The 25,066-nt window shown below is 70.9% G+C and carries 22 protein-coding genes; 13 read left to right on the forward strand and 9 right to left on the reverse strand.

Features of this window, described 5'->3' with window-relative positions; genetic code table 11:
- The first annotated feature begins 58 nt into the window (after positions 1-58).
- Positions 59-2,752 carry a LuxR C-terminal-related transcriptional regulator gene (locus K311_RS0109110; RefSeq protein ID WP_026817048.1) on the forward strand — a complete coding sequence of 898 codons (2,694 nt, stop codon included), beginning with the start codon at positions 59-61 and terminating at the stop codon, positions 2,750-2,752.
- Between the two features lie 55 nt (positions 2,753-2,807).
- Here the strand turns inward: K311_RS0109110 and K311_RS0109115 are convergent, their stop codons facing one another.
- The 3 genes from K311_RS0109115 to K311_RS0109125 all read right to left on the reverse strand — a co-directional run bounded on the left by K311_RS0109115 (position 2,808) and on the right by K311_RS0109125 (position 6,379).
- Positions 2,808-3,380, reverse strand: a complete 573-nt coding sequence (locus K311_RS0109115) for a hypothetical protein (protein WP_026817049.1) — start codon at positions 3,378-3,380, stop codon at positions 2,808-2,810.
- A 13-nt stretch (positions 3,381-3,393) separates the two neighbouring features.
- Positions 3,394-4,164, reverse strand: coding sequence for an energy transducer TonB (locus K311_RS0109120; protein ID WP_026817050.1), 771 nt, complete (start codon positions 4,162-4,164; stop codon positions 3,394-3,396).
- Positions 4,165-4,306: 142 nt separating this feature from the next.
- Positions 4,307-6,379: an alkaline phosphatase D family protein gene (locus tag K311_RS0109125; protein ID WP_026817051.1), complete on the reverse strand. Its 2,073-nt coding sequence runs from the start codon at positions 6,377-6,379 to the stop codon at positions 4,307-4,309.
- A 137-nt stretch (positions 6,380-6,516) separates the two neighbouring features.
- Here K311_RS0109125 and K311_RS16255 point away from each other — a divergent pair, with 137 nt between their 5' ends.
- On the forward strand, positions 6,517-7,161 hold the full coding sequence (locus tag K311_RS16255) for a rhomboid family intramembrane serine protease (protein ID WP_081683373.1): 645 nt from the start codon (positions 6,517-6,519) through the stop codon (positions 7,159-7,161).
- Between the two features lie 74 nt (positions 7,162-7,235).
- Here K311_RS16255 and K311_RS18400 read toward each other — a convergent pair whose 3' ends face one another.
- The 4 genes from K311_RS18400 to K311_RS0109150 form a co-directional block, all read right to left on the reverse strand.
- The gene (locus K311_RS18400; protein ID WP_154659504.1) at positions 7,236-8,705 is read right to left on the reverse strand and encodes a hypothetical protein; all 1,470 of its coding nucleotides are present in this window, start codon (positions 8,703-8,705) and stop codon (positions 7,236-7,238) included.
- 18 nt (positions 8,706-8,723) lie between these two features.
- Entirely contained in the window at positions 8,724-9,479 is a 756-nt protein-coding gene (locus K311_RS0109140; RefSeq protein WP_026817052.1) for a TSCPD domain-containing protein, read from the reverse strand.
- A 75-nt stretch (positions 9,480-9,554) separates the two neighbouring features.
- Positions 9,555-10,100, reverse strand: coding sequence for a histidine biosynthesis protein HisIE (locus tag K311_RS16260; protein ID WP_154659505.1), 546 nt, complete (start codon positions 10,098-10,100; stop codon positions 9,555-9,557).
- A gap of 121 nt (positions 10,101-10,221) precedes the next feature.
- Positions 10,222-12,372 (reverse strand): adenosylcobalamin-dependent ribonucleoside-diphosphate reductase, encoded by a 2,151-nt coding sequence (locus K311_RS0109150; RefSeq protein WP_026817053.1) that lies wholly within the window; start codon positions 12,370-12,372, stop codon positions 10,222-10,224.
- Positions 12,373-12,705: 333 nt separating this feature from the next.
- Here K311_RS0109150 and K311_RS0109155 point away from each other — a divergent pair, with 333 nt between their 5' ends.
- From K311_RS0109155 to K311_RS16265, 11 genes are all read left to right on the forward strand, one after another.
- Entirely contained in the window at positions 12,706-14,190 is a 1,485-nt protein-coding gene (locus tag K311_RS0109155) for a Do family serine endopeptidase (RefSeq protein WP_026817054.1), read from the forward strand.
- Between the two features lie 74 nt (positions 14,191-14,264).
- The gene (locus tag K311_RS0109160; RefSeq protein ID WP_051239824.1) at positions 14,265-14,552 is read left to right on the forward strand and encodes a hypothetical protein; all 288 of its coding nucleotides are present in this window, start codon (positions 14,265-14,267) and stop codon (positions 14,550-14,552) included.
- Between the two features lie 6 nt (positions 14,553-14,558).
- On the forward strand, positions 14,559-15,047 hold the full coding sequence (locus tag K311_RS0109165) for a hypothetical protein (RefSeq protein ID WP_026817056.1): 489 nt from the start codon (positions 14,559-14,561) through the stop codon (positions 15,045-15,047).
- On the forward strand, positions 15,044-15,433 hold the full coding sequence (locus tag K311_RS0109170) for a hypothetical protein (RefSeq protein WP_026817057.1): 390 nt from the start codon (positions 15,044-15,046) through the stop codon (positions 15,431-15,433). Before K311_RS0109165 ends, K311_RS0109170 begins: the two co-directional genes overlap by 4 nt.
- Positions 15,430-16,638, forward strand: a complete 1,209-nt coding sequence (locus tag K311_RS0109175; protein WP_051239827.1) for an AI-2E family transporter — start codon at positions 15,430-15,432, stop codon at positions 16,636-16,638. The genes K311_RS0109170 and K311_RS0109175 overlap by 4 nt, the downstream gene beginning before the upstream one ends.
- Before the next feature lie 136 nt (positions 16,639-16,774).
- Positions 16,775-18,166 (forward strand): leucyl aminopeptidase family protein, encoded by a 1,392-nt coding sequence (locus K311_RS0109180; RefSeq protein WP_026817059.1) that lies wholly within the window; start codon positions 16,775-16,777, stop codon positions 18,164-18,166.
- 90 nt (positions 18,167-18,256) lie between these two features.
- Positions 18,257-19,492 carry an efflux RND transporter periplasmic adaptor subunit gene (locus K311_RS0109185; RefSeq protein WP_026817060.1) on the forward strand — a complete coding sequence of 412 codons (1,236 nt, stop codon included), beginning with the start codon at positions 18,257-18,259 and terminating at the stop codon, positions 19,490-19,492.
- Positions 19,493-19,519: 27 nt separating this feature from the next.
- Entirely contained in the window at positions 19,520-20,215 is a 696-nt protein-coding gene (locus K311_RS0109190; RefSeq protein ID WP_026817061.1) for an ABC transporter ATP-binding protein, read from the forward strand.
- 10 nt (positions 20,216-20,225) lie between these two features.
- Complete coding sequence (locus tag K311_RS0109195; RefSeq protein WP_026817062.1) at positions 20,226-21,389, forward strand: ABC transporter permease; 1,164 nt, start codon at positions 20,226-20,228, stop codon at positions 21,387-21,389.
- Between the two features lie 11 nt (positions 21,390-21,400).
- Positions 21,401-22,585, forward strand: a complete 1,185-nt coding sequence (locus K311_RS0109200) for an ABC transporter permease (RefSeq protein ID WP_026817063.1) — start codon at positions 21,401-21,403, stop codon at positions 22,583-22,585.
- Between the two features lie 12 nt (positions 22,586-22,597).
- On the forward strand, positions 22,598-23,080 hold the full coding sequence (locus tag K311_RS16265) for a DUF5329 family protein (protein ID WP_211223644.1): 483 nt from the start codon (positions 22,598-22,600) through the stop codon (positions 23,078-23,080).
- 183 nt (positions 23,081-23,263) lie between these two features.
- Here the strand turns inward: K311_RS16265 and yedA are convergent, their stop codons facing one another.
- Together yedA and K311_RS16270 are read right to left on the reverse strand one after the other, a co-directional pair.
- Positions 23,264-24,184 carry a drug/metabolite exporter YedA gene (yedA, locus tag K311_RS0109210; RefSeq protein WP_026817064.1) on the reverse strand — a complete coding sequence of 307 codons (921 nt, stop codon included), beginning with the start codon at positions 24,182-24,184 and terminating at the stop codon, positions 23,264-23,266.
- Complete coding sequence (locus K311_RS16270) at positions 24,181-25,026, reverse strand: methylated-DNA--[protein]-cysteine S-methyltransferase (protein WP_051239829.1); 846 nt, start codon at positions 25,024-25,026, stop codon at positions 24,181-24,183. The genes yedA and K311_RS16270 overlap by 4 nt, the downstream gene beginning before the upstream one ends.
- Positions 25,027-25,066: the final 40 nt, after the last annotated feature.

A 25,066-nucleotide genomic window follows, 5' to 3' on the forward strand; every position in this document is an offset into this window, starting at 1 on the left:
GTCGGCGGAGGATGGAGCGCCGCCCCCTCGCCCACCCACACCACCCCACCCGCGACCGATGTCCGACGCCGAGTTCACGCTGAAGTCCACGCCGCCACGGGTGCCGCGGGCGGCGCTGCTGCGCGAGCGGCTGGTGCGGGTGCGCGACGACGTGCGCGAGAGCACCGCGGTATTCGTGGTCGCGCCCGCCGGTTTCGGCAAGTCGACGCTGCTGCTGCAGTGGCGGCGGCGCTGGCTGGAGAAGGGCGCCCAGGTGGCCTGGCTCGACGCCGACGGCGAGGACGAACCCCTGCGCTTCGCCCGCGCCGCCCGTTTCGCGGTGCGCGCGGCGATCGGCCGCGCCGGAAGTGGGGACGACGACGGCGGCGGCCGGGCGATGCATGTGCTGACCGGCCTGCTCGCCGAAGTCGCGCGCACCGGCGCCGAGACCGTGCTGATGATCGACCAGGCCGAACGGCTGCCGGCGGCGACCCTGCACGGGCCACTGCAGTACCTGCTGCTGAACGCGCCGGGCAACCTGCGCATCGTGCTCGGTTCGCGCGAACCACCGGCGCTGCGCACCGCCGAACTCGCGGCGCACGGGCATGCGGTGGTGGTCGGCACCGACGATCTGCGTCTGCGCCCCGGGGAAGCACTGGAAGTGCTGCAGCGCCGCCTCGGCAGCCGCCTGACGCTGGCCGAGGCGACGCGCCTGCAGGACCTCGCCGAGGGCTGGCCGCTCGGCCTGCAGCTGGCGGTCGCGGCGATCGAGCACGAGGCCGACCTCGCCGCCGCGGTGCGCCGGATCTCCGCCCGCCGCGGGCACCTGCAGAGCTATTTCCTCGAGTCGCTGCCGGGCTGGCTGGCGCCGCCGGCCTACGCCTTCCTGGTGCGGGCGGCGATCCTCGCCCACCCGACCGTCGAGCTGTGCCGGGCGGTGACCGGCGATCCCGAAGCCGGCCTCCATCTCGACGCACTGCTGCGGCATTCGCCGATCCTCGCGCGCAACGAGGACGACGACCGCTACCACCTGCATCCGCTGGCGCGCGACTTCCTGCTGGCGCGCTTCGACGAGTTGCCGGCGCAGGAGCGGACGAGCCTGCACGCGCGCGCCGCCGCGGCCTGCGAGGCGGCCGGTCTATTGCACGAAGCGGCGCAGCACGCGCTGGCCGCCGGCGACGAGGCGGCCGCGACCCGGCTGGCGATCCGGGCCCTGTGGTCGCTCGGCACCCACGGCCGCCTCGACGAGGCCACCGGCTGGCTGGCGCGGCTGCCCGGCGAGACGCTCGCCGCCGACGCGACGCTGGCGCTGGTCGCCGGCTGGATCCATGCACTCGGCGACGGCCATGCCGAGGCCTTGCGACATGCATTGGCGGTGGCCGGGGATCCGCGCGCCTCGCCGAGCCAGGTGATGGCGGCGCTGCGGGTGGCCGGCGGCGCCGCGATCTACGCCGACCGCATCGACCTGCTGCCGACGCTGCTGGCGCGCTTCCCGCGCGCGAACGTGCCGATCGACGATCCGCTGTTCGCGGTCGCGCCGCTCAACGGCCAGGCCTTCCTCGCGCTGCATGCCGGCGACAGCGCGCGGGTGCGGGCGCTGGTCGCGCAGGTGCTCGGCTTCGGCAGCGGCGGTTCGCTGCGGCTGGCGAACGCGTTCGCGACCGCGATGGCGGCGCTGCGCCACCTCGCCGACGCCGAGCCGCGGCACGCCGAGGCGCTGCTGAAGCCGGCGCTGGCGCGCGCCGAACGCGAGGACGGCCGCCGCGGCACCGTCGCCGCGATCCTCGCGGCAGTGCGCGCGGCGACCCTCGGTGAGGCCGGCGACGGCGACGGCGTCGAGGCGGTGCTCGCCGATCGCCTCGACGTGGTCGAGAACGCGATGCCCGATCTCGTGCTCGCCGCCTACCGCGCGCTGATCCGCGCCGCCGCCGCCCGCGGCGACGAGCGCCGGGCCCTGACCCTGATCGCCAGCCTGGAAGCGGTCGGCCAGCGCCGCGGCCTGCCGCGGCTGCGCCTGCACGCGCTGACCGAACAGATCCGCCTGCACGCGCACGCCGGCCGTGCCGAAACCGCGACGCGGCTGGTCGCGACCCTCGACCGCTTCCTCGCCGCGATCCCGCCCGAACCCGACGCGCCGCTGAGCGCGCAGGCGCACCTGGCGGCGGCGCTGGCGCGGGCGCTGGCCGCGTACGCGAATGCCGACCACGCCGCCGCCACGCGCGAACTCGCCCGCGCCGATGCGCTGGCGACGCGCTGGCGGCGTGGCCGCGACGCGCTGACGATCCTCGTGCTGCGGGCGCTGCTGGGGGCCGACGGCGATCGCGAGGCGGCGGCGCGGCTGCTTGCGGAGGCACGCGGGCTGGCGGCGATCGGCGGCGTCGGCCGGGTGTTCGCCGAGGCGCATCCGGCGGCAGTGGCGCTGGCGCGGGAGCTGCTGCCGGCCGAGAACGGCAGCGGACGCAACGGCGCGCGGGCCGCGGCTTGGGGCGCCTACGCGGCGTATGCGGCGACGACTTCCGAGGCGGCCGAGGCGGCCGCCGGCGCCGCCCCGACCGTGGCGCGGGCCCCGGCGCGCGCCGGCCTGCTGACCGCCAAGGAAGCCGAGATCCTGCGCCTGCTCGGCCGCGGCCTGTCGAACAAGTCGATCGCCCGCGCCCTCGACGTCAGCGCCGAGACCATCAAGTGGCACCTGAAGAACGTGTTCGCGAAGCTCGGCGCGGGGACGCGGCGGCATGCGGTGGAGCGGGCGCGGCTGCTGGACCTGGTCGACTGAGGCGGGGCAGTGCTGGCGTGAAACGGGAAGGTGTCGACAGCGCCAGGGTCGCGGCTCACCGGCCTTCGTAGGCGGCCCGCGCCGGGGCGAGGCAGGACTCAAGGGCCGCCATCGACTCATCGATCACCGTCGCCAGCGGATGCGCGATGCCGGCGTAGCGCCAGGTGTTGTGGTTGCCCTGGCCGTCGAGGAACTCGAGCCGATAGGTGGTCGCGTGCAGCACGAGGGTGTTGCCCGGCGTCTCCATGTCGAAGCCGAGCGGGATCGACTCGCCGCGAAGGCGGTCGTAGACGGCCGCGGCCTGCGGGCAGTCGTTCACCGACAGGCGCACGATGCAGCTGCGCTCGCGGCCGCCGACGGCGGTGAGCACCAGCAGCGGCTGCTCCGGGCCGCCGAGGTCGCGGCGGAAGCCGCGGTCGAGCATCACCGCCAGCGCCGGTTCGCGTGCGCCATCGGGCAGCCTGGCGATGCGGAAGCTGGCGGCCGACAGCGGCGCCGATGCCGCCAGCAGGGTCTGTTCGAGCGGGGCGTCCTGGCAGCCGGTGGCGATCGCGAACGGGGTTTCGTGCGCGGCCGCGGCGGCCGGGTTCATCAGGCCGGCGAGCAGCAGGGTGGAAACGGACTTCATCGGTGACATCGCATCACTCCTGGGGTTCGCGCAGCTCGGGCAGGTCGACGTCGCTGTCGCTGGCCTTCGCGGGGGCGTCGGGGCGGGCGTCGTCGATGGGGAAGCGGGAATCGCAGGCGCCGGCCGCAGGCGCGCAGAAGGTCACAGGCACCAGGACTTCGGAGGCCATCGGCTGGCCGTCGACCTCGTCGGGCGTCAGCTGCCAGCCGCGGATCGCCGCCTCGGTGGCGACGCGGAAGTCGGCGGCGAAGCGCGCCGGCGTGGCGTCGCCGTGGGTGACGACGGTGCCGCCGCGGTCCATCACCTGCACCGAGCGCGCGCGCGACCGCGTGCGGTCGAGCCGGCCGTCGGCGTCGAAGAACGCGTGCACGACGACGCGGGCGCTGTAACCCGCCGACGCCGCCCGCTGCGGGAAACGCGGGCGGCCCTGCTCGCGGAGCTGCCAGCCGCCGCCCTGGTTCACGCCGACGATTTCGGCGCGGTAACCGTCGCCCTGCGGCTGCAGGCGCACGCCGACGTTCACCGAGGTCCGGCTCGGCCGCGCCTCGCCACCGCGGCGGGCGGGCGCGAACTCGGCGCGCTTCGCCGCGGCGAGCACGCTCTCGTGCAGCGCGGCCGGCACCTCGCCCTGCAGCTGCGCGTCGGTGATCGCGCCGGTGGCGTCCAGCGACAGGCGCACGGTGTAGGAACGGTCGACGGTGTCGGCGCCGATGGCGGGCAGCGCGGCGAAGAACAGCAGGGCTGCAGCGGCGGGCGCCCGCAGGGCGCGGAAGGAGATCGACATCGATGGGACTCGCGACCGGGATTGAGCCCCGAGTGTAGACGGCGCGCGCGGTGCCCCTGCCCCGCCCGCCGCAACTCGACCACTTCTGCTAAACGGTGTCAGAGACGGTTATCGCGATAACTGTCTCTGACACCGTTTTCGGTCAGATCGCCAGCCCGGGGTCGCCCTCGAGCACCGTGGTGTGCAGCTCCGGCCGCTCCCCCGCCCGCCACAGCGCCACCTCGTGGCGCACGCGATAGCGCAGCGGGCCGCCGTCGGCGGTCCCGGCGCGCGTCAGCGGCCGCGGGATGCACACGAAGTCGGTGCGCATGCGCTCGCCGTCGACGCGCACGGTGGCGTAGCCGTGGCCGGCCATGTCGACGAAGCTCAGGTGCGGGGCGTTGTCGGGATTGCTCACGGCATGCGCGGCGGCGAGATCGCCAGTGCGTGTGTACTCGAGCGCCGCCCGCACGCCGTGGTTGATCATCAGGTTCATCACAGGCTCGGGCCCGGTCTCGCGGTCGGCGATGAACAGCGGCCGCAGCGGATTGTCGCGGCGGCCGAATTCCCAGGCCTCGCCCATGCCCGGCGAGGTGATCGAGCCGCCGACGAAACTCACGCCGACCGGCTCGAACGCGCGCGGCGGCAGGTCCTTCGCCGCGTAACCGGCCCAGAACGCATGGCGGTCGCCGGCGACCGCGGCGAAACCGGTGATGCCGGCGTCGCGCACGGTGTCGAAGATCTGCGCGCGCTCGACGTAGCAGCCGCCCCAGTCGCCGCCGGCGAGGATCGCGTAGCCGTCCTCGGCCCGCCATTCGGCGACTTCTTTCGGCAGGTGCCGCGGATCGATGCGCCAGTCGGTGGTGCCGAGCGAGCTGCCCCAGATCTTCCAGGTCGCGCTGGCGCCGCGCAGGCGTTCGAGGAACCAGGCCTTCTGCTTCGCGCCGAGCATCGACTGCGCCGGCTCGTTCGCGCGGAAGTTCGGGATCTCGCGGCCGCGGTAGCGCAGCACCGGTGCCGGGCCGCCGGCGGTGTCGCGGCCGCCGTCGAGCTGGCGGGCGATCTCCTCGGGGTAGAACGGCAGCGTGTCGCCCTCGAACAGCGGCGCGAGCTCCGGCCGGTTGGACGGATCCGGCGACCGGAAGCTGCGCTGGTCGGTGATCAGCAGGTCGATGTGCCGGCCCCAGCGCAGCGCGCGATAGGCGATCAGGCTGTCGATCGCGGCGAGGTTGTTCGGCTCCAGGCCCAGGCCGGTATCGTCGAATTCCGTGACCTCGACGTCCTCGACCTCGGGCGCCGGGAACGCCTCCAGCGACGTCCCCGCCGGCAGCACCCGCGCCGGCTGGAACTCGAACCAGGCCTGGTTGGCCCAGACCTTCAGCCGCTGCCCCGGCACCGGCCCCTCGCCGAAGCCGGCGATCGACTGCCAGCCCTGCCACGAGAATTCGTGGTTGTCCCAGATCGGCACGAACGGCCAGCGCGCACGCGCGTCCTGCAGGTCCGGATCCCTCAGGTAGGCGTGGTAGAGCGCGCGGTAATCGGCCAGCGAGGCCGGCGCCATGAAGCGGCCGCCGGCGACCTTCTGCCCGTCCGGGAAGGTGACCGGGAACGTGATCGTGCGGTCGTAGCGCTTGCCGTTCGCCGCGACCTGGTCGGGGTACTGCACGACCTCGTAGATGAAATCGCCCAGGTGCAGCACGAACCCGAGACGCGCGTCCGGCGGCGCGCGCTCGTCCTCGAAGATCATCCGCCGGTACGCATTGAACGCACCCTCCGGCAGGCTCTGGCAGCTGACGAAGGCGAAGCGCGCCGGCCGCGGATCGTCGGCCGCCGGCGCGGTGAGCGTGCGGCCGATGCGGCTGCCGTGGCCTTCCTCGTCGACGAAGCGGTACCAGTACTCGCGCGCCGGCTTCAGGTCGCCGACGAGCACGCGGCAGGTCCAGTCCGACGCCGCCGACACCGGCGCGGCGGTGGTGGCGATCACGCGTTCGAAGCCCGGATCCTCGGCGACCTCGACCACCAGCGTCGCACGCGCGCGGCCGTCGTCGTAGGGGCGGCGCGTCCACAGCAGCACGCTGCCGGCGTCCGGGTCGCCCGAGGCGACGCCCTGCGGATAGAGATCGCGGCGTTCGCGCCAGCCGGACTTCGAGGGGCCGACCGAGGCGCAGCCCCAGGCGAGCGTCGCGCCGAGGGCGGTGGCGAGTTGCAGGAAGTGACGGCGGGAAAGTGTGGCCATGGCGGCACCTCGTGGACGGGTGGTGCCGGGACGCTAGGCCTCGAGCCACGGAGGGGAACGTGCCGGAAGTCCCCGCGCGCGTGACGACGATTCCTGTTTGCCCGCGAATCGCCAGATCGGCGCGTGATGCTCCGCGCATGCCATCCCCGACCCCAGCCGCCGAAGTCGTCGCGCCACGACGTCACCTGCCGTGGTGCACGCTGCTGCTCTGCGCAGCTACGGCCGTGATGAGTGTCTGGGTTGCCATCCACGTCAGCGGCGCCTGGTTCGGCCGCGTGCGCGTCGTCGACCTCGAGCCCTGGGGCCTGCGTTTCCACCAGCTGCGCGAACTCGAACTCTGGCGCCTGGTCACCGCGCAGCTCGTGCACGTGAAGCAGCCGCACATGCTCGGCGACGTGTTCTGCCTGGGCCTGGTCGGCGCCGCCGTCGAGCGGCACCTCGGCGGCCCGCGCCTGTTCGCGATCTGGCTGGTCGGTGGCGCCATCGCGATGCTCCTCAGCACCCTGACCGTACCGGCACCGTGGAATCTCGGCACCGGCGCCTCGCAGGCGGTGATGGCGATCGCCGGCGCCGGGCTGTGGCTGGCGTTCGCCGGCATCGACCGCTCGCGCTTCCTGCTGGGCGCGGTCGCCTTCGCGATCGCGCTGGCGTTCGCGATCGACATCGTGCATGTCGGCTACCCGAAGCTCGGGCATGTTGCGGGGGTGATGGCCGGGTGGCTGGTGACCGGCGCAATTGTGCGCGCTAATCGTCACGCGCGCGGCGGCCGACGCCATCGGTGAGTCCCTAAGCCGGCTTCCTCGTCAGTGCTGTCCTTCTCGCGGACCAGCCCAGCCAGCGCCGGATGGTCTCGAACCTACGCGGGCCGCAAACCTCGGAGCCGCTCCCCGACGCTGGCTAATCTATCTACCGCCTTCTCGACAACATCTAGGCTAGGCATCTTGTCTCCATGCGCACCATCCAGAGTTTGCGATGCATTGTGCGCCATAGCTTCGATTGCCTTCGCGAGGAGTGCCGTGAGCAACGCACTATCTTTCCCCCCGATCGCCTCCGCTTGCTTGCGGAAGTTTTCATACGAACTGGCAACCGCCTCTTTGTGGGCGTATTCCTGCTGCAATCTCTGGTACTCGCTGCGCCGCTTGGAAACATAGTAAGCAAGCCAGACGATCGCTCCATAGAAGGGAAGTTTCTGGGCCAGCCCGTTCAGGACTTGCTTCCAGTCCCCCGCCGCTCGCAATACAAACCAGCCTTCAGTCCAATCAAACACCGTCAGCAATGACATTGCTGCAAGCAGACCCACAGAAACATAGAAAGCCGCCCCTGCAAATCGAATTTGGCGATTGAACGAATCTTTTATCTGCCTGTACGAAGAAGCCAACCCTGCGCTCGTCGCACCCGGAAGGAGAGAATTGATCTCGTCAGTGAGTGCCAGGTACTTCTCCGCATGATCGGCCTGAAGCTGGACAAGGTTCGCCCGCTGCACCTGGATCTCTTTCGCCAATCCACCGGTATAGGTGCCCTCTTCGTCAGGCTCGCCGAACACTTCGTGATGAAAGTTGCCAAGCCTCTCTAGAGATGACTCAGCCTTCGACAACAACTCTGAAAGCCTTTGTCGATCCTTCTTCGCAGCTTCGTAGGCCTCGACAATTGAGGTCTTTAGCGCCGGTTTTCCGTCGCTACCGACGAGAAATTTCGAATGCAATGAGGAAAGCTCGTCTGCGCTTTTTTTGGCCAATTCTTGGGCAGAGAGAATCTGCTCACGGACTCCAGAAGCATCATCTTCGCCGAAAAGCTCAACTTGAAGACTCTTGACCTCGGCTGCCACCTTAGCGGTCACTTGCGATGCCGCGCTGGCATCGCCGCTAATCTTCCGAATCTCTTCCAAAGCCTCACGCGCAAGTTTCTTGAATGTTTCAAGATGTGCCGACATCGTCGTCGAATAAGAAACGGCCGCATCTCGAAGCGCCTTAGAGGTACGACCACCCGCGACCATGTATGGCCGTACGTACGTCAGCAAATTGTCCGCATGCCCGTTCGCATTTCTGAGATAGCCAATATCGAGCGTCGAAACGTACGCCTCAATGTTCGATTTCAGTTGGCGACATTGCTCATCAAAACTGTCCCAGACCGAACCTGGGACGAGTTCTGGGTCAATGGATTTCATCAGACCGTCGATGAAGGCCACCACCTTCCGAAGTCGACCTAGCTCTTCTATGTCGGTGACAACGCTCTTGTCGCGGACCTCAATGGCTTCGATTTTTGATTTTGTGTCTGCCCATGCTTGCTGAAATCCGTGAGACTCAAACCTGCTCGTCCAGCGTGACATATTGGCCTCAACTATCGGCTAACCGCACTTCGAATAACCGCAGTTCAAGCACGTCGCACACCCATCCATGATCACCGTCGCCTTCGTGCTGCACTTGAAGCACATCGTCGCGGACGGCGGGAAGGTGGCGCCTTCGCCGGTGACCTGCACGGATTCGTCGGCGCCGGGCGCGGCCGGGGCGGCGGGCGCGGCGGTGCGCTTCTCGTAGGCGGCGCGCTTCTCGGCGATCAGGGCGCGCTGGGCGGCGTCCATCTCGGGGTCGTGGATCATGCCGATGGACTTCAGGTGTTCTTCGACCACCGAGCCGATCTCGGCGACGATCGAGGGCATGTAGACGCCGCCCTGCTTGAAGTAGCCGCCGCGCGGGTCGAAGACGGCCTTCATCTCGTCGACCAGGAAGGTGACGTCGCCGCCCTTGCGGAACACCGCGCTCATGATGCGGGTCAGCGCGACGATCCACTGGAAGTGGTCCATGTTCTTCGAGTTGATGAAGACCTCGAAGGGGCGGCGCAGCTCGTGTTCGCTGCCCTGGTTGAGCACGATGTCGTTGATGGTCACGTACATCGCGTGCTCGACCAGCGGCGACTTGATCTTGTAGGTCGAGCCGATCAGGACGTCGGGGCGCTCGAGCTTCTCGTGCATGTGCACGATGTTCGATTCCGGCTCGGCGGCGGGCACGGCGGCGGCCGGCCTGGCGGCGGCGGCTTCGCGCGCGGCGTCCTCCGGCTTGGCGACGCTGTAACCCTTGATCTTCTTGGTGATCCTGATGGCCATTGATTCTGTTCCTGGGGGATGAAAGTCCCCGCCGGGTCACGGCGGGGACCGTTTACTTCGACAACCGGGTGCTGCTCAGCGGGCCGTCTTTTTCGCGGCCTTGCGCGGCGCGGCCTTGCGGGCCGGCGCCTTCTTCGCCGCCGCCTTGCGGGCGGGGGCCTTGCGCGCGGCGCTGGACTTCTTCGCCGCGGTCTTGCGCGTCGCCTTCTTCGCCGCGCCCTTGCGGGCCGCGACCGAACGCGTCGCCTTCTTCGCCGCCTTCTTCACGGTGCGGCTGGCCTTCTTCGCGGCCTTCTTCACCGTGCGGGTGGTGGTCGCGGCCTTGCGGCCGGCGGCCTTGCGGGTGGCGGACTTCTTCGTCGCCTTCTTCGTCGCCTTCTTCGAGGCGGCCTTCTTCGCCGCCGGCCTGCGGGAAGCCTTCTTCGCCGGCTTGCCCAGGCCCACCTTCTCACCGACGGTGGCCGCCGCTTCCGCGACGGTCTTGCGGGCGCGGGTGGCGGCCTTGCGGACCGCCTTGGCCGGGGCGCTGTTGGAAATCGCCGCGCCCAGCTCGCTCGCCTTCTCCGTGACCGTTTCGGCGGCGCTGGAAATCGCCGCGGTCACGCCGTTGCCATTGCTCATTGCCACTCTCCTCGTCTGGATGTTCGACGGAATCGATTCCGCCGGGCTGGAAAACTAGCGCGATCCGTCGCGGCCTGCGCGTGAAGCCTTCCCGCCCGGCGTCCGTCCGGACGAGTGCAGATCAGAACTTGCCGTAATACCCTTCCTTCAGGGCATCGAAGAGGTTGGCGGCGCTGTGCATCTCGCCGTCGTACTCGATCTCCTCGTTGCCGCGGGCCTCGACCACCGTGCCGTCCTCGAGCTCGAAGCGGTAGGTGGTGTTCTCCAGGTCCGCTTCCTTCACCAGCACGCCCTGGAAGGCGGCCGGGTTGAAGCGGAAGGTGGTGCAGCCCTTCAGGCCCTTCTCGTGCGCGTAGAGGTAGATGTCCTTGAAGTCCTCGTAGGGGTAGTCGGTCGGGACGTTCGCGGTCTTGCTGATCGAGCTGTCGACCCAGCGCTGGCTGGCGGCCTGGATGTCGACGTGCGCCTTCGGGGTGATGTCGTCGGCGGCGATGAAGTACTCCGGCAGCTTCGTCTTCGGGTCGTCCGAGAACGGCATCGCGTCGGCGTTGACCAGCGTGCGGTAGGCCAGCAGCTCGAAGCTGAAGACCTCGACCTTCTCCTTGGTCTTGCGGCCTTCGCGGATCACGTTGCGGCTGTAGTGGTGGGCGAAGCTCGGCTCGATGCCGTTGCTGGCGTTGTTGGCCAGCGACAGCGAGATCGTGCCGGTCGGGGCGATCGAGCTGTGGTGGGTGAAGCGGGCGCCGTGCTCGGCGAGGTCCTTCACCAGCTCCGGCGCCACCGTCGCCACCCGCTGCATGTAGCGCGAGTACAGCGCATGCAGCTGCCGGCCCTTGATCTTCTGGCCGACCTTCCAGCCGTCCTTCTTCATCTCCGGGCGCTTGCGCAGCATCTCGGCGGTGACCGCGAACTCCTCGTCCATGATCGGCGCCGGGCCCTTCTCCTTCGCCAGGCTCAGCGCGACTTCCCAGCCGGCCAGCGCCATCTCGCGGCTGACCTGCTCGGTGAACGCGATCGACTCGCCCTCGCCGTACTTCATGCGCAGCATCGTCAGCGTGCTGCCGAGGCCGAGGAAGCCCATGCCGTGGCGGCGCTTGCGCAGGATCTCCTCGCGCTGCTGCGGCAGCGGCAGGCCGTTGACGTCGACGACGTTGTCGAGCATGCGCGTGAACACGCGCACGACCTCCTTGTATTCCTCCCAGTCGAAGCGCGCCTTGTCGGTGAACGGGTCGCGGACGAACATCGTCAGGTTCACCGAGCCCAGCAGGCAGGCGCCGTAGGGCGGCAGCGGCTGTTCGCCACAGGGGTTGGTGGCGCGGATGTTCTCGCACCACCAGTTGTTGTTCATCTCGTTGACGCGGTCGATCAGGATGAAGCCCGGCTCGGCGTAGTCGTAGGTCGACGCCATGATCCGGTTCCACAGCTGGCGCGCCTTGATGTGGCCGTAGATCTTGCAGGCCACCAGGCCGTCGTCGCGGCGGACGTAGTTCTCCGAATGCGGCCAGTCGCGCCAGACCACCTGCTTCGGATCGCTGGTGTCGACGTCGTCGGCTTCCTTGATGTTCACCGGGAACACCAGCGGCCAGTCGGCGTCGGCCTTGACGGCCTGGATGAAGTCGTCGGTGACCAGCAGCGACAGGTTGAACTGGCGCAGGCGGCCGTCCTCGCGCTTGGCGCCGATGAACTCCTTCACGTCCGGGTGGCTGACGTCGAAGGTGCCCATCTGGGCGCCGCGGCGGCCGCCGGCCGACGAGACGGTGAAGCACATCTTGTCGTAGATATCCATGAAGCTCAGCGGCCCGGACGTGTAGGCGCCGGCGCCCGACACGTAGGCGCCGCGCGGGCGCAGGGTGCTGAACTCGTAGCCGATGCCGCAGCCGGCCTTCAGGGTCAGGCCGGCCTCGTGGACCTTGGCCAGGATGTCGTCCATCGAGTCGGTGATGATCCCCGACACGGTGCAGTTGATCGTGCTGGTGGCCGGCTTGTGCTCGAGGGCGCCGGCGTTCGAGGTGATGCGGCCGGCCGGGATCGCGCCGCGGCGCAGCGCCCACAGGAAGCGCTCGTACCAGTACTTGCGCTTCTCCGGGCTGGCCTCGGAGTCGGCCAGGGCCTGGGCGACGCGCTGCCAGGTGTGGTCGATGGTCAGGTCGACCGGTTCGCCCTTCTTGGTCTTGAGGCGGTACTTCTTGTCCCAGATGTCCCACGAGGCCGGCTGCATGCCGATCCCGAGCGCTGCCTCCTCGCGAACCGCCTCCAGGCGAACGGTGCTCATTTCGGTGTTTTCCTCCGCGACGCCCACTGCCGGGGCGCTCTTCGATCTTCTGACCAGACCCCAAAGCTTGGGGCCCCTCCCCGACGACCACACAAGATGTTGTGGCGCGGACCGCAAAGCTACCCCTGCCCCCCGGGGCTGTCAACCGCCGGAAAAGCTTTCCGGCCCGGGTGAAAAATGCCCGTTTTTCAGCATGTTCCACGGGCTTTGCGGAAGGCGCCTGAGCTTGCCTGGCGGGGGTTCCACGGCTTCCGGACCGGGCTTGCAAAACCGGGGTCGGAGTACATTTCCGGGGAAAGTACTCTGACCCCAGTTTCTGATTCAGGAGCCCCCATGCGCGCCCTCCCCGCCGTCACCTGCCTGCTGCTCGCCGCCCTCGCCGGGGCCGGACTCAGCCGCTGGCTCAGCGTGCCCGCCGACCCGGCCGCCAGCGCGGATCCGGCCGTCGCCGCCACCCCGGACACGCCGTCGCTGGCCCGCAGCGCCGTCGGCACTGTCGCCGAACTGGCCCTGCCCCGCCCGGCCCACGCGGCGCTGCCGGCCGAGGTCGGCGGCCAGCCGCTGCCCTCGCTGGCGCCGATGATCGAGCGGGTCACCCCGGCGGTGGTCAACGTCTACTCGCGCCAGGTCGTGCGCGTGCGCAATCCGCTGGCCGAATTCTTCGGCGGCCCCGGGGCGATGCCGCAGCAGCGCATCCAGCAGTCGCTGGGCTCGGGCGTCGTGGTCGACGCCGAGCGCGGACTGGTCGTCACCAACTTCCACGTCATCGCCAATGCCGACGGCGTCTCGGTGCAGCTGCACGACGGCCGCACCTTCGAGGCGGAGCTGGTCGGCGCCGACGAGGACACCGACATCGCGGTGATCCGCATCCCGGCCGAGGAACTGGTGGCGCTGCCGCTGGCCGATTCCTCGAAGCTGCGGGTCGGCGACTTCGTGGTCGCGGTCGGCAATCCGTTCGGCCTCGGCCAGACGGTGACCAGCGGCATCGTCAGCGCCGTCGGCCGCAGCGGCCTGCAGGGCATGGGCTTCCAGAACTTCATCCAGACCGACGCCTCGATCAACCCGGGCAATTCCGGCGGCGCCCTGGTCAACCTCGACGGCGAGCTGGTCGGCATCAACTCGGCCAGCTTCAATCCGCGCGGCAGCGCCGCCGGCAACATCGGCCTGGGCTTCGCGATCCCGGCGAACCTGGCGCACGAGGTGATGCGCCAGCTGATGGCCTATGGCGAGGTCCGCCGCGGCTCGCTCGGCCTCGACGCCGAGGACATCACCCCCTACGCCCGCAAGATGCTCGAACTCGGCGACAGCGCCCGCGGCGCCCTGGTCGCCCGCGTCTACCGCGGCACCCCGGCGGAAGCGGCCGGGGTGCGCCCGGGCGACGTGATCGTGTCCGCCGGTGGCCAGCGCGTCGACGGTGCGCAGTCGCTTCGCAACGTCGAGGGCCTGCTGCCGGTCGACCAGCCGGTGGCGCTGGAACTGCTGCGCAGCGGCCGCCGCATCAGCGTGCAGGCGGAACTGAAGGCGCAGCCGCGCGAGATCGACGGTGGCGACCTCGACCCGCGCCTCGCCGGCGCGACCCTGACCGAGGTGCCGGAACGCCTGCGCCAGCAGGGCCTGGCCGGCGTCATCGCCAGCAAGGTCGAAGCCGGCAGCCGCGCCGCCCGCAGCGGCCTGCGCCCGGGCGATTTCATCTCCCGCCTCAACGACCGCGAGGTCGGCAGCCTCACCGCCTTCCGCGCCGCGGTCGACCGCAGCGACGACGAGCTGGTGCTGGGCGTCGCCCGCGGCCGCCGCCAGGGCTATCTGGTCATGCGCTGAGCGCCGGCGATCACGACGCCGCCGCCACACGCGGCGGTGTAATGTGGCCGCAACACGCTTCCGGGGACTGCGCCATGAATGCGAACGACGGTCAGGTGCCACGCCACATCGACAACGCCCGCGAGAACCTCGGCGAGGCGAAGGACGCGCTGAAGGCCGGTGTCGGCGAAGCGGTCGACGCCGCCGGCGCCGCGGCCCGCGAGGCCAAGGCCGAACTCGACGAGAAGATGCAGGCCCTGCTCGACCAGGGCCGCGAGATGCTCGGCCAGGCCGAGGACCTGATCCGCAGCCGCCCACTGGCCTCGTTCGGCGTCGCCTTCGCCGCCGGCTACCTGGTCGCCGCGCTGACCCGCCGCAAGTAAGCGCGGATGGTCGCCGACCCGGACACGGACGCCGGCGAGCTGCCGCCGGATTCGCCGGCCGCCCCCGATCCCGAACCCGATCCCGCTGCGCCCGGCGCCGCCGGCCCGCTCGCCGGCGACGCGCTGGCCCTGCTCGCTTCGGCGAAGGGCGTGGTCGCCGCCTACACCGGCCACCTGAAGGCGCTGCAGCGATTGTTCGTCGAAGAGGTGGCGCTCGCCCGCGACGCGGTCGTGCAGGCGATGGTCTTCCTGCTGCTGGGCATGGTGCTGCTGGCGATCGTGCTCGGCCTGCTGACGGTGCTCGCGGTGGTCGGCCTGCACTGGGCCGGACTGTCCTGGCCGCTGGCGGTGCTGGTGCCGCTGGCGCTGTGCGCGGTGCTGGCGGTGCTGGCCTTCCTGCGCGCGCGGGCGCTGTTCCGCTACGCCGACTTCGAAGGCACCCGCCGCCAGCTGGGCGGTGGCCTGGCGGTTCCGAAGGAGGCCGAGGAGGAATGAAGCTCAGCGTCAGCGAACGCGCCCTGGTCGTCGCCGCCGCCGAGGCGGCCTGCCTGCAGGCGCATGTCGCGAAGATCGACGCGGTGCGCAGCGCGAAGGCCGAGCTGCGGCGGGTGGCGACACCGCTGCGGATCGTCGCCGGCGGTTTCGCCGCGGGCGTCGCCGCCGGGCTGATGCCGGCACGGGCGAAGCAGACCGGCAGCGGGCCGCTCGGCGCGATCCTCGGCATGGCGATGGAGAGCCTGCTGCCGAGCCTGCTCGCCGGCTTCACCGCGGCGCAGGCGGCCGGCGAGGAAGCCGCGGCGGCGGTCGAGGACGTCGCCGCCGATGTCGCCGAAGACGTCGCCGAAGACGTCGCCGCCGACGCCGGCGGGAGGATCCGGTGAGCGCCGGCATCTCGTCGCCGGTGCCGGTGCCGATACCGGAAGGCGCGAATGCGCCGCCGCCGGCCGCCCCCGTCGACGCCGCGCCGCCGCCGGTGAACACCGACGCCGCGGCCGATGCGGTCGCCGCCGGCGCCGCGAAGGGCGCCACCCCGCAGTCCTCGCACCTGCAGCGGCTGCAGGCCATGCGCACGAACGCGCGCATGCTGTCGGTGCTGGTGCTCGGCGTCGTGCTCTACACCTGCTATTTCGCGGCCAGCCTGATCCAGCCGATCCTGCTCGCCGCCTTCTTCGCGATGCTGCTCGGGCCGCTGATGCGCAAGATGCCGCTGCGCTGGCTGCCGCGCGGCATTTCCGCCTTCGTGCTGGTCGCGCTGCTTATCGGCGTGCTCGGCGCGCTCGGCAAGTTCGTCGCCGGCCCGGCCGGCGAGTGGTCGCAGAAGGCCGGCTTCGTGATGCGCGACGCGGCGCCGAAGCTGCAGGAAATGATCCGGCCGATCCGCGAGGCCACCGATGCCGGTGGCGCCCTCGACACGATCACCGGCGAGGACGAGAGCGGCGAACGCATCGTCGTGCGGCCGCCGCGCGCCGACCTGCTGTCGGCGACCCCGAAGGTGCTCGGCGCGATCTTCGCGGTGTTGCTGCTGACCTTCAGCTTCCTGGTGTTCGGCGACGACCTGCTGAACAAGCTGCTGGCGCTGCGGCCGACCCGCCGGCAGCGCAAGCTGACGGTGGAGATCGTCGACCAGATCCAGGGCGACCTGTCGCGCTACATGCTGACGATCTGCGCCACCAGCAGCATCCTCGGCGTCGCCACCGCCGCCTGGCTGTACTGGCTCGGGGTCGAGGATCCGCTGTTGTGGGGCGTGCTCGCGGCGCTGCTGAACCTGACGCCCTTCGTCGGCCCGCTGGTGATGATGGCCCTGCTCGCCCTGGTCGGCCTGAGCGAGTTCGACACGCTCGGCGCGGCGGCATTGCCGGCCACCGGCTTCATCATCCTGCACGGCCTCGAGAGCCAGCTGCTGACGCCGCTGGTGCTGGGCCGGACGATGCGCATCAACCCGCTGGCGATCATCCTGTGGCTGCTGGTCTGGGGCTGGCTGTGGGGCGTGGTCGGGCTGCTGGTCGCGGTGCCGATGCTGGTCTGCCTGAAGATCGTCGCCGCCCGCGTCGAGGGCTGGGGCCACTGGGCGAAGCTGCTGGAATGAGCACACCGGAAACCGGGGGATTGCCGGCGTACGCTTCTGCGACGAAGTTCGCGGGTCGCGCGCCCCCGCCCCGCGCTATCCTCGATCACCATACGGCACCGCATTCGCGGCGCCGGTTCGCCTGCACGGAGTCCCGATGAGCCTGCCGCCCTGCTTCGCCAGCCCCGACCAGTCCTCCGCCGCGCGTCCGCTGCGGCTGGTCGCGCGCGCCGACTACGCCGGCTGGCTGGCCGCGCAGCCGGGGCCGGTGCGGGCGTGGCTGGAAGCGGCCGGTTTCGCCGCCGCCCCGGGCGCACCGCTGCTGGTGCCCGGCGACGACGGCGCGCCGTGGGCCCTGGCGACGATCGCCGACCCGGCCGACCCGCTGGCCTTCGCCCACCTGCCGCAGCTGCTGCCCGGCGGCACCTGGCGCATCGCCGGCGATTCGCCGCTGCGCCCGGAGCACGGCGTGCTGCTGCTCGGCTGGGGCCTCGGCGCCTACCGTTTCGACCGTTACGTGAAGCCGCTGCGGGCGCCGGCGCGGCTGCTGCTCGAGAGCGCCGACGCCGAGAGTTCCGAGGCCTGGGCGCTGCTGAAGGCCAGCGTGCTGGTGCGCGACCTGGTCAACACCCCGACCGAGCACATGGGCCCGGACGAGCTGCAGGCCGTGGTCGCCGGCATCGCCCAGAAGCACGGCGGCCGCATCGAGGTCATCGCCGGCGACGAACTGCTGAAGCGCAACTTCCCGGCGATCCACGCGGTCGGCCGCTGCAGCCACCGGGCGCCGCGCCTGCTCGAGCTCAACTGGGGCGACGACGCGCATCCGCGCCTGGCGATCGTCGGCAAGGGCGTGTGCTTCGACACCGGCGGCCTCGACCTGAAGCCGGCCGACGGCATGCGCAACATGAAGAAGGACATGGGCGGCGCCGCGCACGCGATCGCCCTGGCCAAGCTGGTGATGGCGCTGAAGCTGCCGGTGCGCCTGCAGCTGCTGGTGCCGGCGGTCGAGAACGCGGTGGGCCCGAACGCTTTCCGTCCGGGCGAAGTGCTGGCGACCCGCAAGGGCCTCAGCGTCGAGGTCGACAACACCGACGCCGAAGGCCGGCTCGTGCTCTGCGACGCGCTCGCCTACGCGGCCGAGGCGAAGCCGCAGCTGCTGCTCGACTTCGCGACGCTGACCGGCGCCGCCCGCATCGCCCTGGGCCCCGACCTGCCGGCCCTGTACGCCAACGACGACGCGGTGGCGCGCGACTTCCTCGCCGGTGGCGAGCGTGCGCGCGATCCGCTGTGGCGGATGCCGCTGTGGCGGCCGTACGTGAGCTATCTGAAGTCGGGCATCGCCGACATCGCCAACGGCAGCGCGACGCGCATGGCCGGCAGCATCACCGCGGCGGTGTTCCTGGACCGCTTCGTGCCCGAGCACCAGGTCTGGGCGCACCTGGACGTCTACGCCTGGAACGATGGCGAGCGCCCCGGCAAGCCCGCCGGCGGCGAGGCGCAGGGCCTGCGCGCCGCCTGGGCGATGCTGCGGGCGCGCTTCCCGAGCTGACGTCCGTCACCTCGAAAAAGTGCATTCCGGCACCCGGGTCCGGGGGAGGCCGTGGGTACACTGGCCGCCTTTCGGAGTTCGGGAAGCGGCATGACGGCGTCCAATCCACTGATCGACGAACTGCGCATCGACCGGAGCGCGCGCACGCCGCCGCCGTCGGGGCCGCGGCGCTGGCCGCTGGTCGCGGCGGTGCTCGCGGTGGTGCTCGTCGCCGGCGCCTGGTGGCTGCTGCGGCCACAGCCGGTGCCGGTGCGCACGGCGACGGCGGCGACGGTCGAATCCGCCGGCGGCGCCCCGGTCGCCAGTTCCGTGCTCGACGCCTCCGGCTACGTCACCGCCCGCCGCATCGCGACGGTGTCGGCGAAGATCACCGGCAAGGTCGACGAAGTGCTGATCGAGGAAGGCCAGGTGGTCGCCGAGGGCGAGGTGCTGGCGCGGCTCGAGGCCACCGATGCCGATGCCGAGCGCAATCTCGCCGCCGCCCGCCTCGCCGCCGCGCGCAGTGAGGTCGCCCGGGCCGAGGCGGCGCTGGCGCTGGCCGAGCGCAACCTGCAGCGCAACGGCGAACTCGCCGGCCGGCAACTGATCGCCGCGTCCCTGCTCGACCAGTCGCGCGCCGAGCGCGACATCGCCGCGGCCCAGCTCGACGCCGCGCGGCGCGCGGTGAACGTCGCCGGCGAAGGCCTGGCGATGGCCGAGCTCGGCGTCGACAACACGATCGTGCGCGCGCCCTTCGCCGGCGTGGTGACGGTGAAGGCGGCGCAGCCCGGCGAGATCGTGTCGCCGGTGTCCGGCGGCGGCGGCTTCACCCGCACCGGCATCGGCACGATCGTCGACATGGCTTCGCTGGAGATCCAGGTCGACGTCAACGAGTCCTTCATCGGCCGGGTGAAGCCGGGCCAGAAGGTCGAGGCGGTGCTGAACGCGTATCCGGACTGGCGCATTCCCGCCGAGGTGATCGCGATCGTGCCGACCGCCGACCGCAGCAAGGCGACGGTGAAGGTGCGCATCGCCTTCCTGGAGCGCGACGCCCGCATCGTTCCCGACATGGGCGTGCGCGTGTCCTTCCTCGGCGAGGCGCCGGCCGCCGGCAGCGCCCCGGTCGCGCCGGGCGTCACCGTACCGGCCGAGGCCGTGGTGACCCGCGATGGCCGCAGCGCGGTGTTCGTGGTCGTCGACGGCCGCGCCCGCCTGCGCAACGTCGACGCCGGCGACGGCCGCGACGGCCAGCGCCGCATCCTCTCCGGCCTCGCCGCCAACGAACTCGTCGTGCTCTCCCCACCTGCCGACCTCGAAGACGGCACCCAGGTCGCCATCCAGCCCTAGCCCGCGCCCCTCCACCCGGAGCCCACCATGTCCGAACCCGCCCTCGTCCAGATCCGCCAGCTCAAGAAGACCTACACCCGCGGCAAGCAGACGGTCGAAGTGCTGCACGGCATCGACCTCGACATCCCGAAGGGCGATTTCGTCGCGCTGATGGGTCCCTCGGGCTCGGGCAAGACGACGCTGCTGAACCTGATCGGTGGCCTCGACGTCCCCAGCGCCGGTTCGGTCGCCGTCGAGGGCCGGCGCATCGACCAGCTCTCCGGCGGCGAGCTGGCGCGCTGGCGCGCCGAGCACGTCGGCTTCGTGTTCCAGTTCTACAACCTGCTGCCGGTGCTGAGCGCGCAGAAGAACGTCGAGCTGCCGCTGCTGCTGGCGAAGATGGGCGGCGCCGAGCGCGCGAAGCGGGCGCAGGTCGCGCTGACCCTGGTCGGCCTCGGCGACCGCGCCGGGCACCGGCCGAGCGAACTGTCCGGCGGCCAGGAGCAGCGTGTCGCGATCGCCCGCGCCCTGGTCACCGACCCGACCCTGCTGGTCTGCGACGAGCCGACCGGCGACCTCGACCGCAAGACCGCCGACGAGATCCTGACCCTGCTGCAGACGCTGAACCGCGAACACGGCAAGACCATCATCATGGTCACGCACGACCCGAAGGCGGCCGAGTTCGCGCGCCGCACGGTGCACCTGGACAAGGGCAAGCTCGTCGACGCCGTCGCGGCGCACTGAGGGCACGCCCATGACCCGTACCGGACTGGTCCTCGCCAACCTCTTCCACCGCAAGACGCGGACACTGCTGACGATGGGCTGCATCGTCTTCGCCTTCGTGCTGTTCGGCCTGCTGCAGGCGGTGCACGTCGTGTTCACCGGCAGCGGCGACTTCGTCGGCACCACCCGCATCATCACGCAGTCGCGGGTGTCGTTCACCAACTCGCTGCCGATGCGCATGGTGCCGGAGATCGACGCGATCCCCGGCGTCGAGACCGCGATGTACCAGCAGTGGTTCGGCGGCGTGTCGAAGGTCGACAACACCGAGATCTTCACCTTCGCGGTCGACCCCGAGCGCATGCACAAGGTGTATCCGGAATACGTGATGCCGGAGGAACACTGGCGCGCCTTCGCGACCACCCGCACCGGCGCGATCGTCGGCCGCATGGTCGCCGACAAGTACGGCTGGAAGGTCGGCGACCGCATCCCGCTGGCGTCGAACATCTTCCCGCAGAAGAACGGCAGCAAGGACTGGGAATTCGACGTGGTCGGCATCTTCGACGGCGTCGACGAGAGCTGGCAGTCGCAGACCAACGGCATCTACATCAACCACGGCTACTTCGACGAGGCGGTGCAGTTCGGCAAGGGCCTGGCCGGCATGTTCGCGATCCGGGTCGAGGACCCGGCGATGGCCGAGGCGGTGGCGATGACGATCGACAAGCGCTTCGAGAACACCGCGGACGAGACCCGCTCGATGGCCGAGAAGGACTTCATGGTGAACTTCCTGAAGCAGCTCGGCGACATCGGCATGATGGTGCGCTGGATCCTGTTCGCGGTGTTCTTCACCTTGCTGCTGGTGGTCGCGAACACGATGGCGCAGAGCGTGCGCGAGCGCATTCCGCAGTACGCGGTGCTGAAGACGCTGGGCTTCAGCGACGATGCGGTACTGGGCTTCGTGCTGGCCGAGACGCTGGCGCTCTGCGCGATCGGCGGCCTGCTTGGGCTCGGCATCTCGGCGCTGCTCAGCCAGGGCATCAGCGCCAACAGCGGCGGCTTCCTGCCGCCGATCATCGTCGGCGCCGAGGTCTGGATCGCCGGCATCGTCGCGATCGTGCTGCTGAGCCTCGCGGTCGGCCTGCTGCCGGCCCTGCGCGCGCGCCGCCTGCGCATCGTCGACGCCCTCGCCGGCCGCTAAGGAGAATCACGATGTTCGAGCAGATCCTCGCCATCACCGGCATGAACCTGCGCAGCGTGCCGCAGCGCTGGGGCGCGTCGCTGGTGATCGTCATCGGCCTGGCCGGCGTCGTCGCGGTGTTCACCGCGCTGCTGGCGATGGCCAACGGTTTCGCGTCGACCCTGGTCGAGGCCGGTCGGCCCGACAATGCGATCGTGCTGCGCGGCCAGTCCAATGCCGAGCTCAATTCCGGTTTCGGCGGCGATTCCACCGACCTGATCAAGCTCGGCCCCGGCATCCGCAAGGGCAGCGACGGCCGGCCGCTGGCCGCCGGCGAGATCATGGTGATCTCCGAGCTGCCGCGGAAGGACGATCCGGCCGCGGTCGCCAACGTCACCCTGCGCGGCGTCGAGCCGGCATCGTTCGAGCTGCGCCCGCAAGTGCGGATCGTCGAGGGCCGGTCCTTCGAACCGGGCAGGCGCGAGGTGATCGTCGGCAACGGCATCGCCGGCCAGTTCGCCGGCGTCGAGGTCGGCCAGACCATCCGCATGCGCAGTTCGGACTGGACCGTGGTCGGCCGCTTCCAGTCCGACGACGCCAATGAAAGCGAGATGTGGGTCGACCTCGGCACCGCGCAGTCGGCTTTCAATCGCGGCAACGCGGTCAGTTCGGTGCGCGTCGGGCTGGCGTCGCCGGCGGCGATCGAAACCCTGCGCGCGGCGCTGGCGGCGGATCCGCGCCTGGCGGTCGACGTCATCGCCGAACCGGTCTATTACAGCGCGCAGACCAGGGGCGTGCGCGAGACGATCATGGGCCTGGCCATCGTGGTCACCCTGATCATGGGCCTCGGCGCGATCTTCGCCGCGCTCAACACGATGTACGCGGCGGTGTCGACCCGCACCCGCGAGATCGCCACGCTGCGCGCGATCGGCTTCGGCGCACTGCCGGTGCTGGCCTCGGTGATGGTCGAATCGATGCTGCTGGCGGCCGCCGGCGGCGTGGTCGGTGCCCTGCTCGCCTACCTGCTGTTCAACGGCATGTCGGTGTCGACGCTGAGCCAGGCCAGCTTCACCCAGGTCGTCTTCGCCTTCGAGGTCAGCCCGAAGCTGGTGCTGACCGGCCTCGTCATCGCCGTCGTGATCGGCTTCGTCGGCGGCCTGCTGCCGGCGCTGCGGGCGGCGCGGATGCAGGTCACCACGGCGCTGCGCACGCTGTAAGGGGAGTAACGAGTGAAGAGCAACGAGCAACGAGTAACGGCGCGCGCTGCGCGCGAAAAGCGCGATGCGCTTCCATTCTTCACCCGCGCGCAGCGCGTGCCGTCACTCGTTGCTCGTTACTCTCCACTCTTGACTCTGCTGTTCGCCGTGGCCGCCTCCGCCGCGACCCCGCCGGACGTGACGACCGAGATCGAATCCCTGCTTTCGGGCCTGCGCAGCTCCGACTGCCGCTTCGAACGCAACGGCCGCTGGTACGACGGCGAGCGCGCGGCCGCCCACCTGCAGCGCAAGCTCGACTACGCCGGCGACCGCGACATCCCCCGCACCGAAGACTTCATCGACGAAGCCGCCTCGCGCAGCAGCTTCACCGGCCGCGCCTACCGCGTGCAGTGCGGCGAAGACGCGCCGGTGGCGGCGGGCGTGTGGTTTCGTGAGCGCCTGGCGGCCTTGCGGAGCGGGAGCGGGAGCGAGCAACGAGGGGAGAGTAACGAGTAACGAGTGAACGCCCGTGCTGCACGCGAAGGGCGTGTCGCGACCGCTCGTCCCCCGACTCGTTTCCGCGCGAAGCGCGCGCCTTCGGCGCGAGTGACGAGTGGTGCGGCCTCGGGGCGCCGCGCGCGCGAAGCGCGGGCCGTTACTCGTTACTCGTTACTCTTTACTCTCCGCTCGCTACTCGCCCTACCGCCGCGAAGCGGCAATCACCCCGACCCCCACCAGAATGAGCGCCATCCCCCCCACGGCGCTCCCCCCGACCCGCTCGCCCATCAGCAGGGCGCCGAGCAGCACGGCGATCGGCGGGTTCACGTAGGCGTAGCTGGTCGCCAGCGCCGGGCGGACGTGATCGAGCAGCCAGACGTAGGCGCTGAACCCGATGATCGAGCCGAACAGCGCGAGGTAGGCGACCGCCAGCGTCGCCGAAAGCGGCGGCGTTTCGACGATGCGTTCGCCGAGGACCAGGCCGAGCAGGGTCATCGCGATGCCGCCGCAGACCATCTGCGCGGCGGTGCTCATGAAGGCCGGCGCGAGGTCGCGGCCGCGGCTCCAGACCGAGCCCCAGGCCCAGGCCATCGGCGCCGCCAGCAGGGCGATCATGCCGGCCGGGCTGGCGCGCAGTTCGCTGCCGGCGTTGAGCCAGACGACACCGAGGAAGCCGACGGTCAGGCCCAGCCATTCGCCGCGGCTCGAGCGCATGCCGCGCAGGCGGCCGAACAGCGCCGCCCACAGCGGCATCGACGCGACCGCGATCGCGGCGACGCCGGAGGACACCGTCTGTTCGGCGAAGTTCACCAGGCCGTTGCCGCAGACCAGCATCAGCAGGCCCATCACCGCCGCGTTCTTCCACTGCGCGCGGGTCGGCGCGGCGTGTCCGCGCCAGCGCAGCACGCCGTAGAACAGCGCGCTGGCGGCGAGGAAGCGCAGGCCGCCCATCAGGAACGGCGGGTAGCCCTCGAGGCCGTAGCGGATCGCCAGATAGGTCGAGCCCCAGACCAGGTAGACCGACAGCAGCGCGAACGCGGTCGCCAGCGCCGGTGACCGTATCGGCGCCGCGGGCGGACTCGAAGCCGGGGCGGAGGTGGCCGGGCCGGGCGAGGCGCTCAAGCGCGACCGCCTTCGCGCCGGCGGCGTCCGGCCTCGTCGGCGAGCAGCTGCTGCTTGCGCGGCAGGCCCCAGCGGTAACCGCCGAGGCTGCCGTCGCCGCGGACGATGCGGTGACAGGGCACCAGCACCGCCAGCCGGTTGCCGGCGCAGGCGCGGGCGACCGCACGCACCGCGCGCGGCTGGCCGATCTCGGCGGCGATCTGGGCGTAGCTGCGGGTTTCGCCGGCCGGCACCTTCATCAGCGTGGTCCAGACGCGCTGCTGGAAGGCGGTGCCGATCAGCTCGACCGGCACCCGCCCGCAGCCTTCGGCCAGGGCCTCGGCGACGGCGCGCACGCGCGGCGCCAGGAAGTCGTCGCGGCCGGCGTCGACGCGCTGGCGCTGCGCCTGCGGGAATTCGCCGGCGAGCTCGGCTTCCAGCGCCGCCGCGTCGTCGCCGAGCAGCACCGCGCAGACGCCGCGTTCGCTGACCGCGACCAGCGCGAGGCCGAGCGTGGTGGCGACCGTGGCCCAGCGGATCTGCAGGCCGGCACCGCCGCGGCGATAGGCGAGCGGCGGCATGCCGAGGCGGGCGGCGCCGTCCTCGTAGACCCGGCTCGGCGAGCCGTAGCCGGCGTCGTAGAGGGCGCGGGTGACGTCGCCGCCGGCGCGCAGACCCTGCTTGAGCGCACGCAGGCGACGCTGGGCACGGTATTCGGCGGGGCTCAGGCCGAAGGCGGCGCGGAAGCGGCGCTGCAGGTGGCCGGGGCTGAGCCCGACTTCGGCGCCGAGCGCGGCGAGGCCGAGGTCGGCGTCGTCGAGCAGGCGGCGGGCACGCTCGAGGCGGGGGTCGATGTCGTCCATGCGGGCAGTGTCGCGCTGCCCGGGACGGGCGGCTATCCGT

This window comes from Arenimonas composti TR7-09 = DSM 18010 (assembly GCF_000426365.1).
Classification (GTDB): domain Bacteria; phylum Pseudomonadota; class Gammaproteobacteria; order Xanthomonadales; family Xanthomonadaceae; genus Arenimonas; species Arenimonas composti.

Coding starts and splice junctions, on each gene's coding strand:
- K311_RS0109110 (WP_026817048.1), top strand. CDS start 59: ATGTCCGACGCCGAGTTCACGCTGAAGTCCACGCCGCCACGGGTGCCG.
- K311_RS0109115 (WP_026817049.1), bottom strand. CDS start 3,380: ATGAAGTCCGTTTCCACCCTGCTGCTCGCCGGCCTGATGAACCCGGCC.
- K311_RS0109120 (WP_026817050.1), bottom strand. CDS start 4,164: ATGTCGATCTCCTTCCGCGCCCTGCGGGCGCCCGCCGCTGCAGCCCTG.
- K311_RS0109125 (WP_026817051.1), bottom strand. CDS start 6,379: ATGGCCACACTTTCCCGCCGTCACTTCCTGCAACTCGCCACCGCCCTC.
- K311_RS16255 (WP_081683373.1), top strand. CDS start 6,517: ATGCCATCCCCGACCCCAGCCGCCGAAGTCGTCGCGCCACGACGTCAC.
- K311_RS18400 (WP_154659504.1), bottom strand. CDS start 8,705: ATGTCACGCTGGACGAGCAGGTTTGAGTCTCACGGATTTCAGCAAGCA.
- K311_RS0109140 (WP_026817052.1), bottom strand. CDS start 9,479: ATGGCCATCAGGATCACCAAGAAGATCAAGGGTTACAGCGTCGCCAAG.
- K311_RS16260 (WP_154659505.1), bottom strand. CDS start 10,100: ATGAGCAATGGCAACGGCGTGACCGCGGCGATTTCCAGCGCCGCCGAA.
- K311_RS0109150 (WP_026817053.1), bottom strand. CDS start 12,372: ATGAGCACCGTTCGCCTGGAGGCGGTTCGCGAGGAGGCAGCGCTCGGG.
- K311_RS0109155 (WP_026817054.1), top strand. CDS start 12,706: ATGCGCGCCCTCCCCGCCGTCACCTGCCTGCTGCTCGCCGCCCTCGCC.
- K311_RS0109160 (WP_051239824.1), top strand. CDS start 14,265: ATGAATGCGAACGACGGTCAGGTGCCACGCCACATCGACAACGCCCGC.
- K311_RS0109165 (WP_026817056.1), top strand. CDS start 14,559: ATGGTCGCCGACCCGGACACGGACGCCGGCGAGCTGCCGCCGGATTCG.
- K311_RS0109170 (WP_026817057.1), top strand. CDS start 15,044: ATGAAGCTCAGCGTCAGCGAACGCGCCCTGGTCGTCGCCGCCGCCGAG.
- K311_RS0109180 (WP_026817059.1), top strand. CDS start 16,775: ATGAGCCTGCCGCCCTGCTTCGCCAGCCCCGACCAGTCCTCCGCCGCG.
- K311_RS0109185 (WP_026817060.1), top strand. CDS start 18,257: ATGACGGCGTCCAATCCACTGATCGACGAACTGCGCATCGACCGGAGC.
- K311_RS0109190 (WP_026817061.1), top strand. CDS start 19,520: ATGTCCGAACCCGCCCTCGTCCAGATCCGCCAGCTCAAGAAGACCTAC.
- K311_RS0109195 (WP_026817062.1), top strand. CDS start 20,226: ATGACCCGTACCGGACTGGTCCTCGCCAACCTCTTCCACCGCAAGACG.
- K311_RS0109200 (WP_026817063.1), top strand. CDS start 21,401: ATGTTCGAGCAGATCCTCGCCATCACCGGCATGAACCTGCGCAGCGTG.
- K311_RS16270 (WP_051239829.1), bottom strand. CDS start 25,026: ATGGACGACATCGACCCCCGCCTCGAGCGTGCCCGCCGCCTGCTCGAC.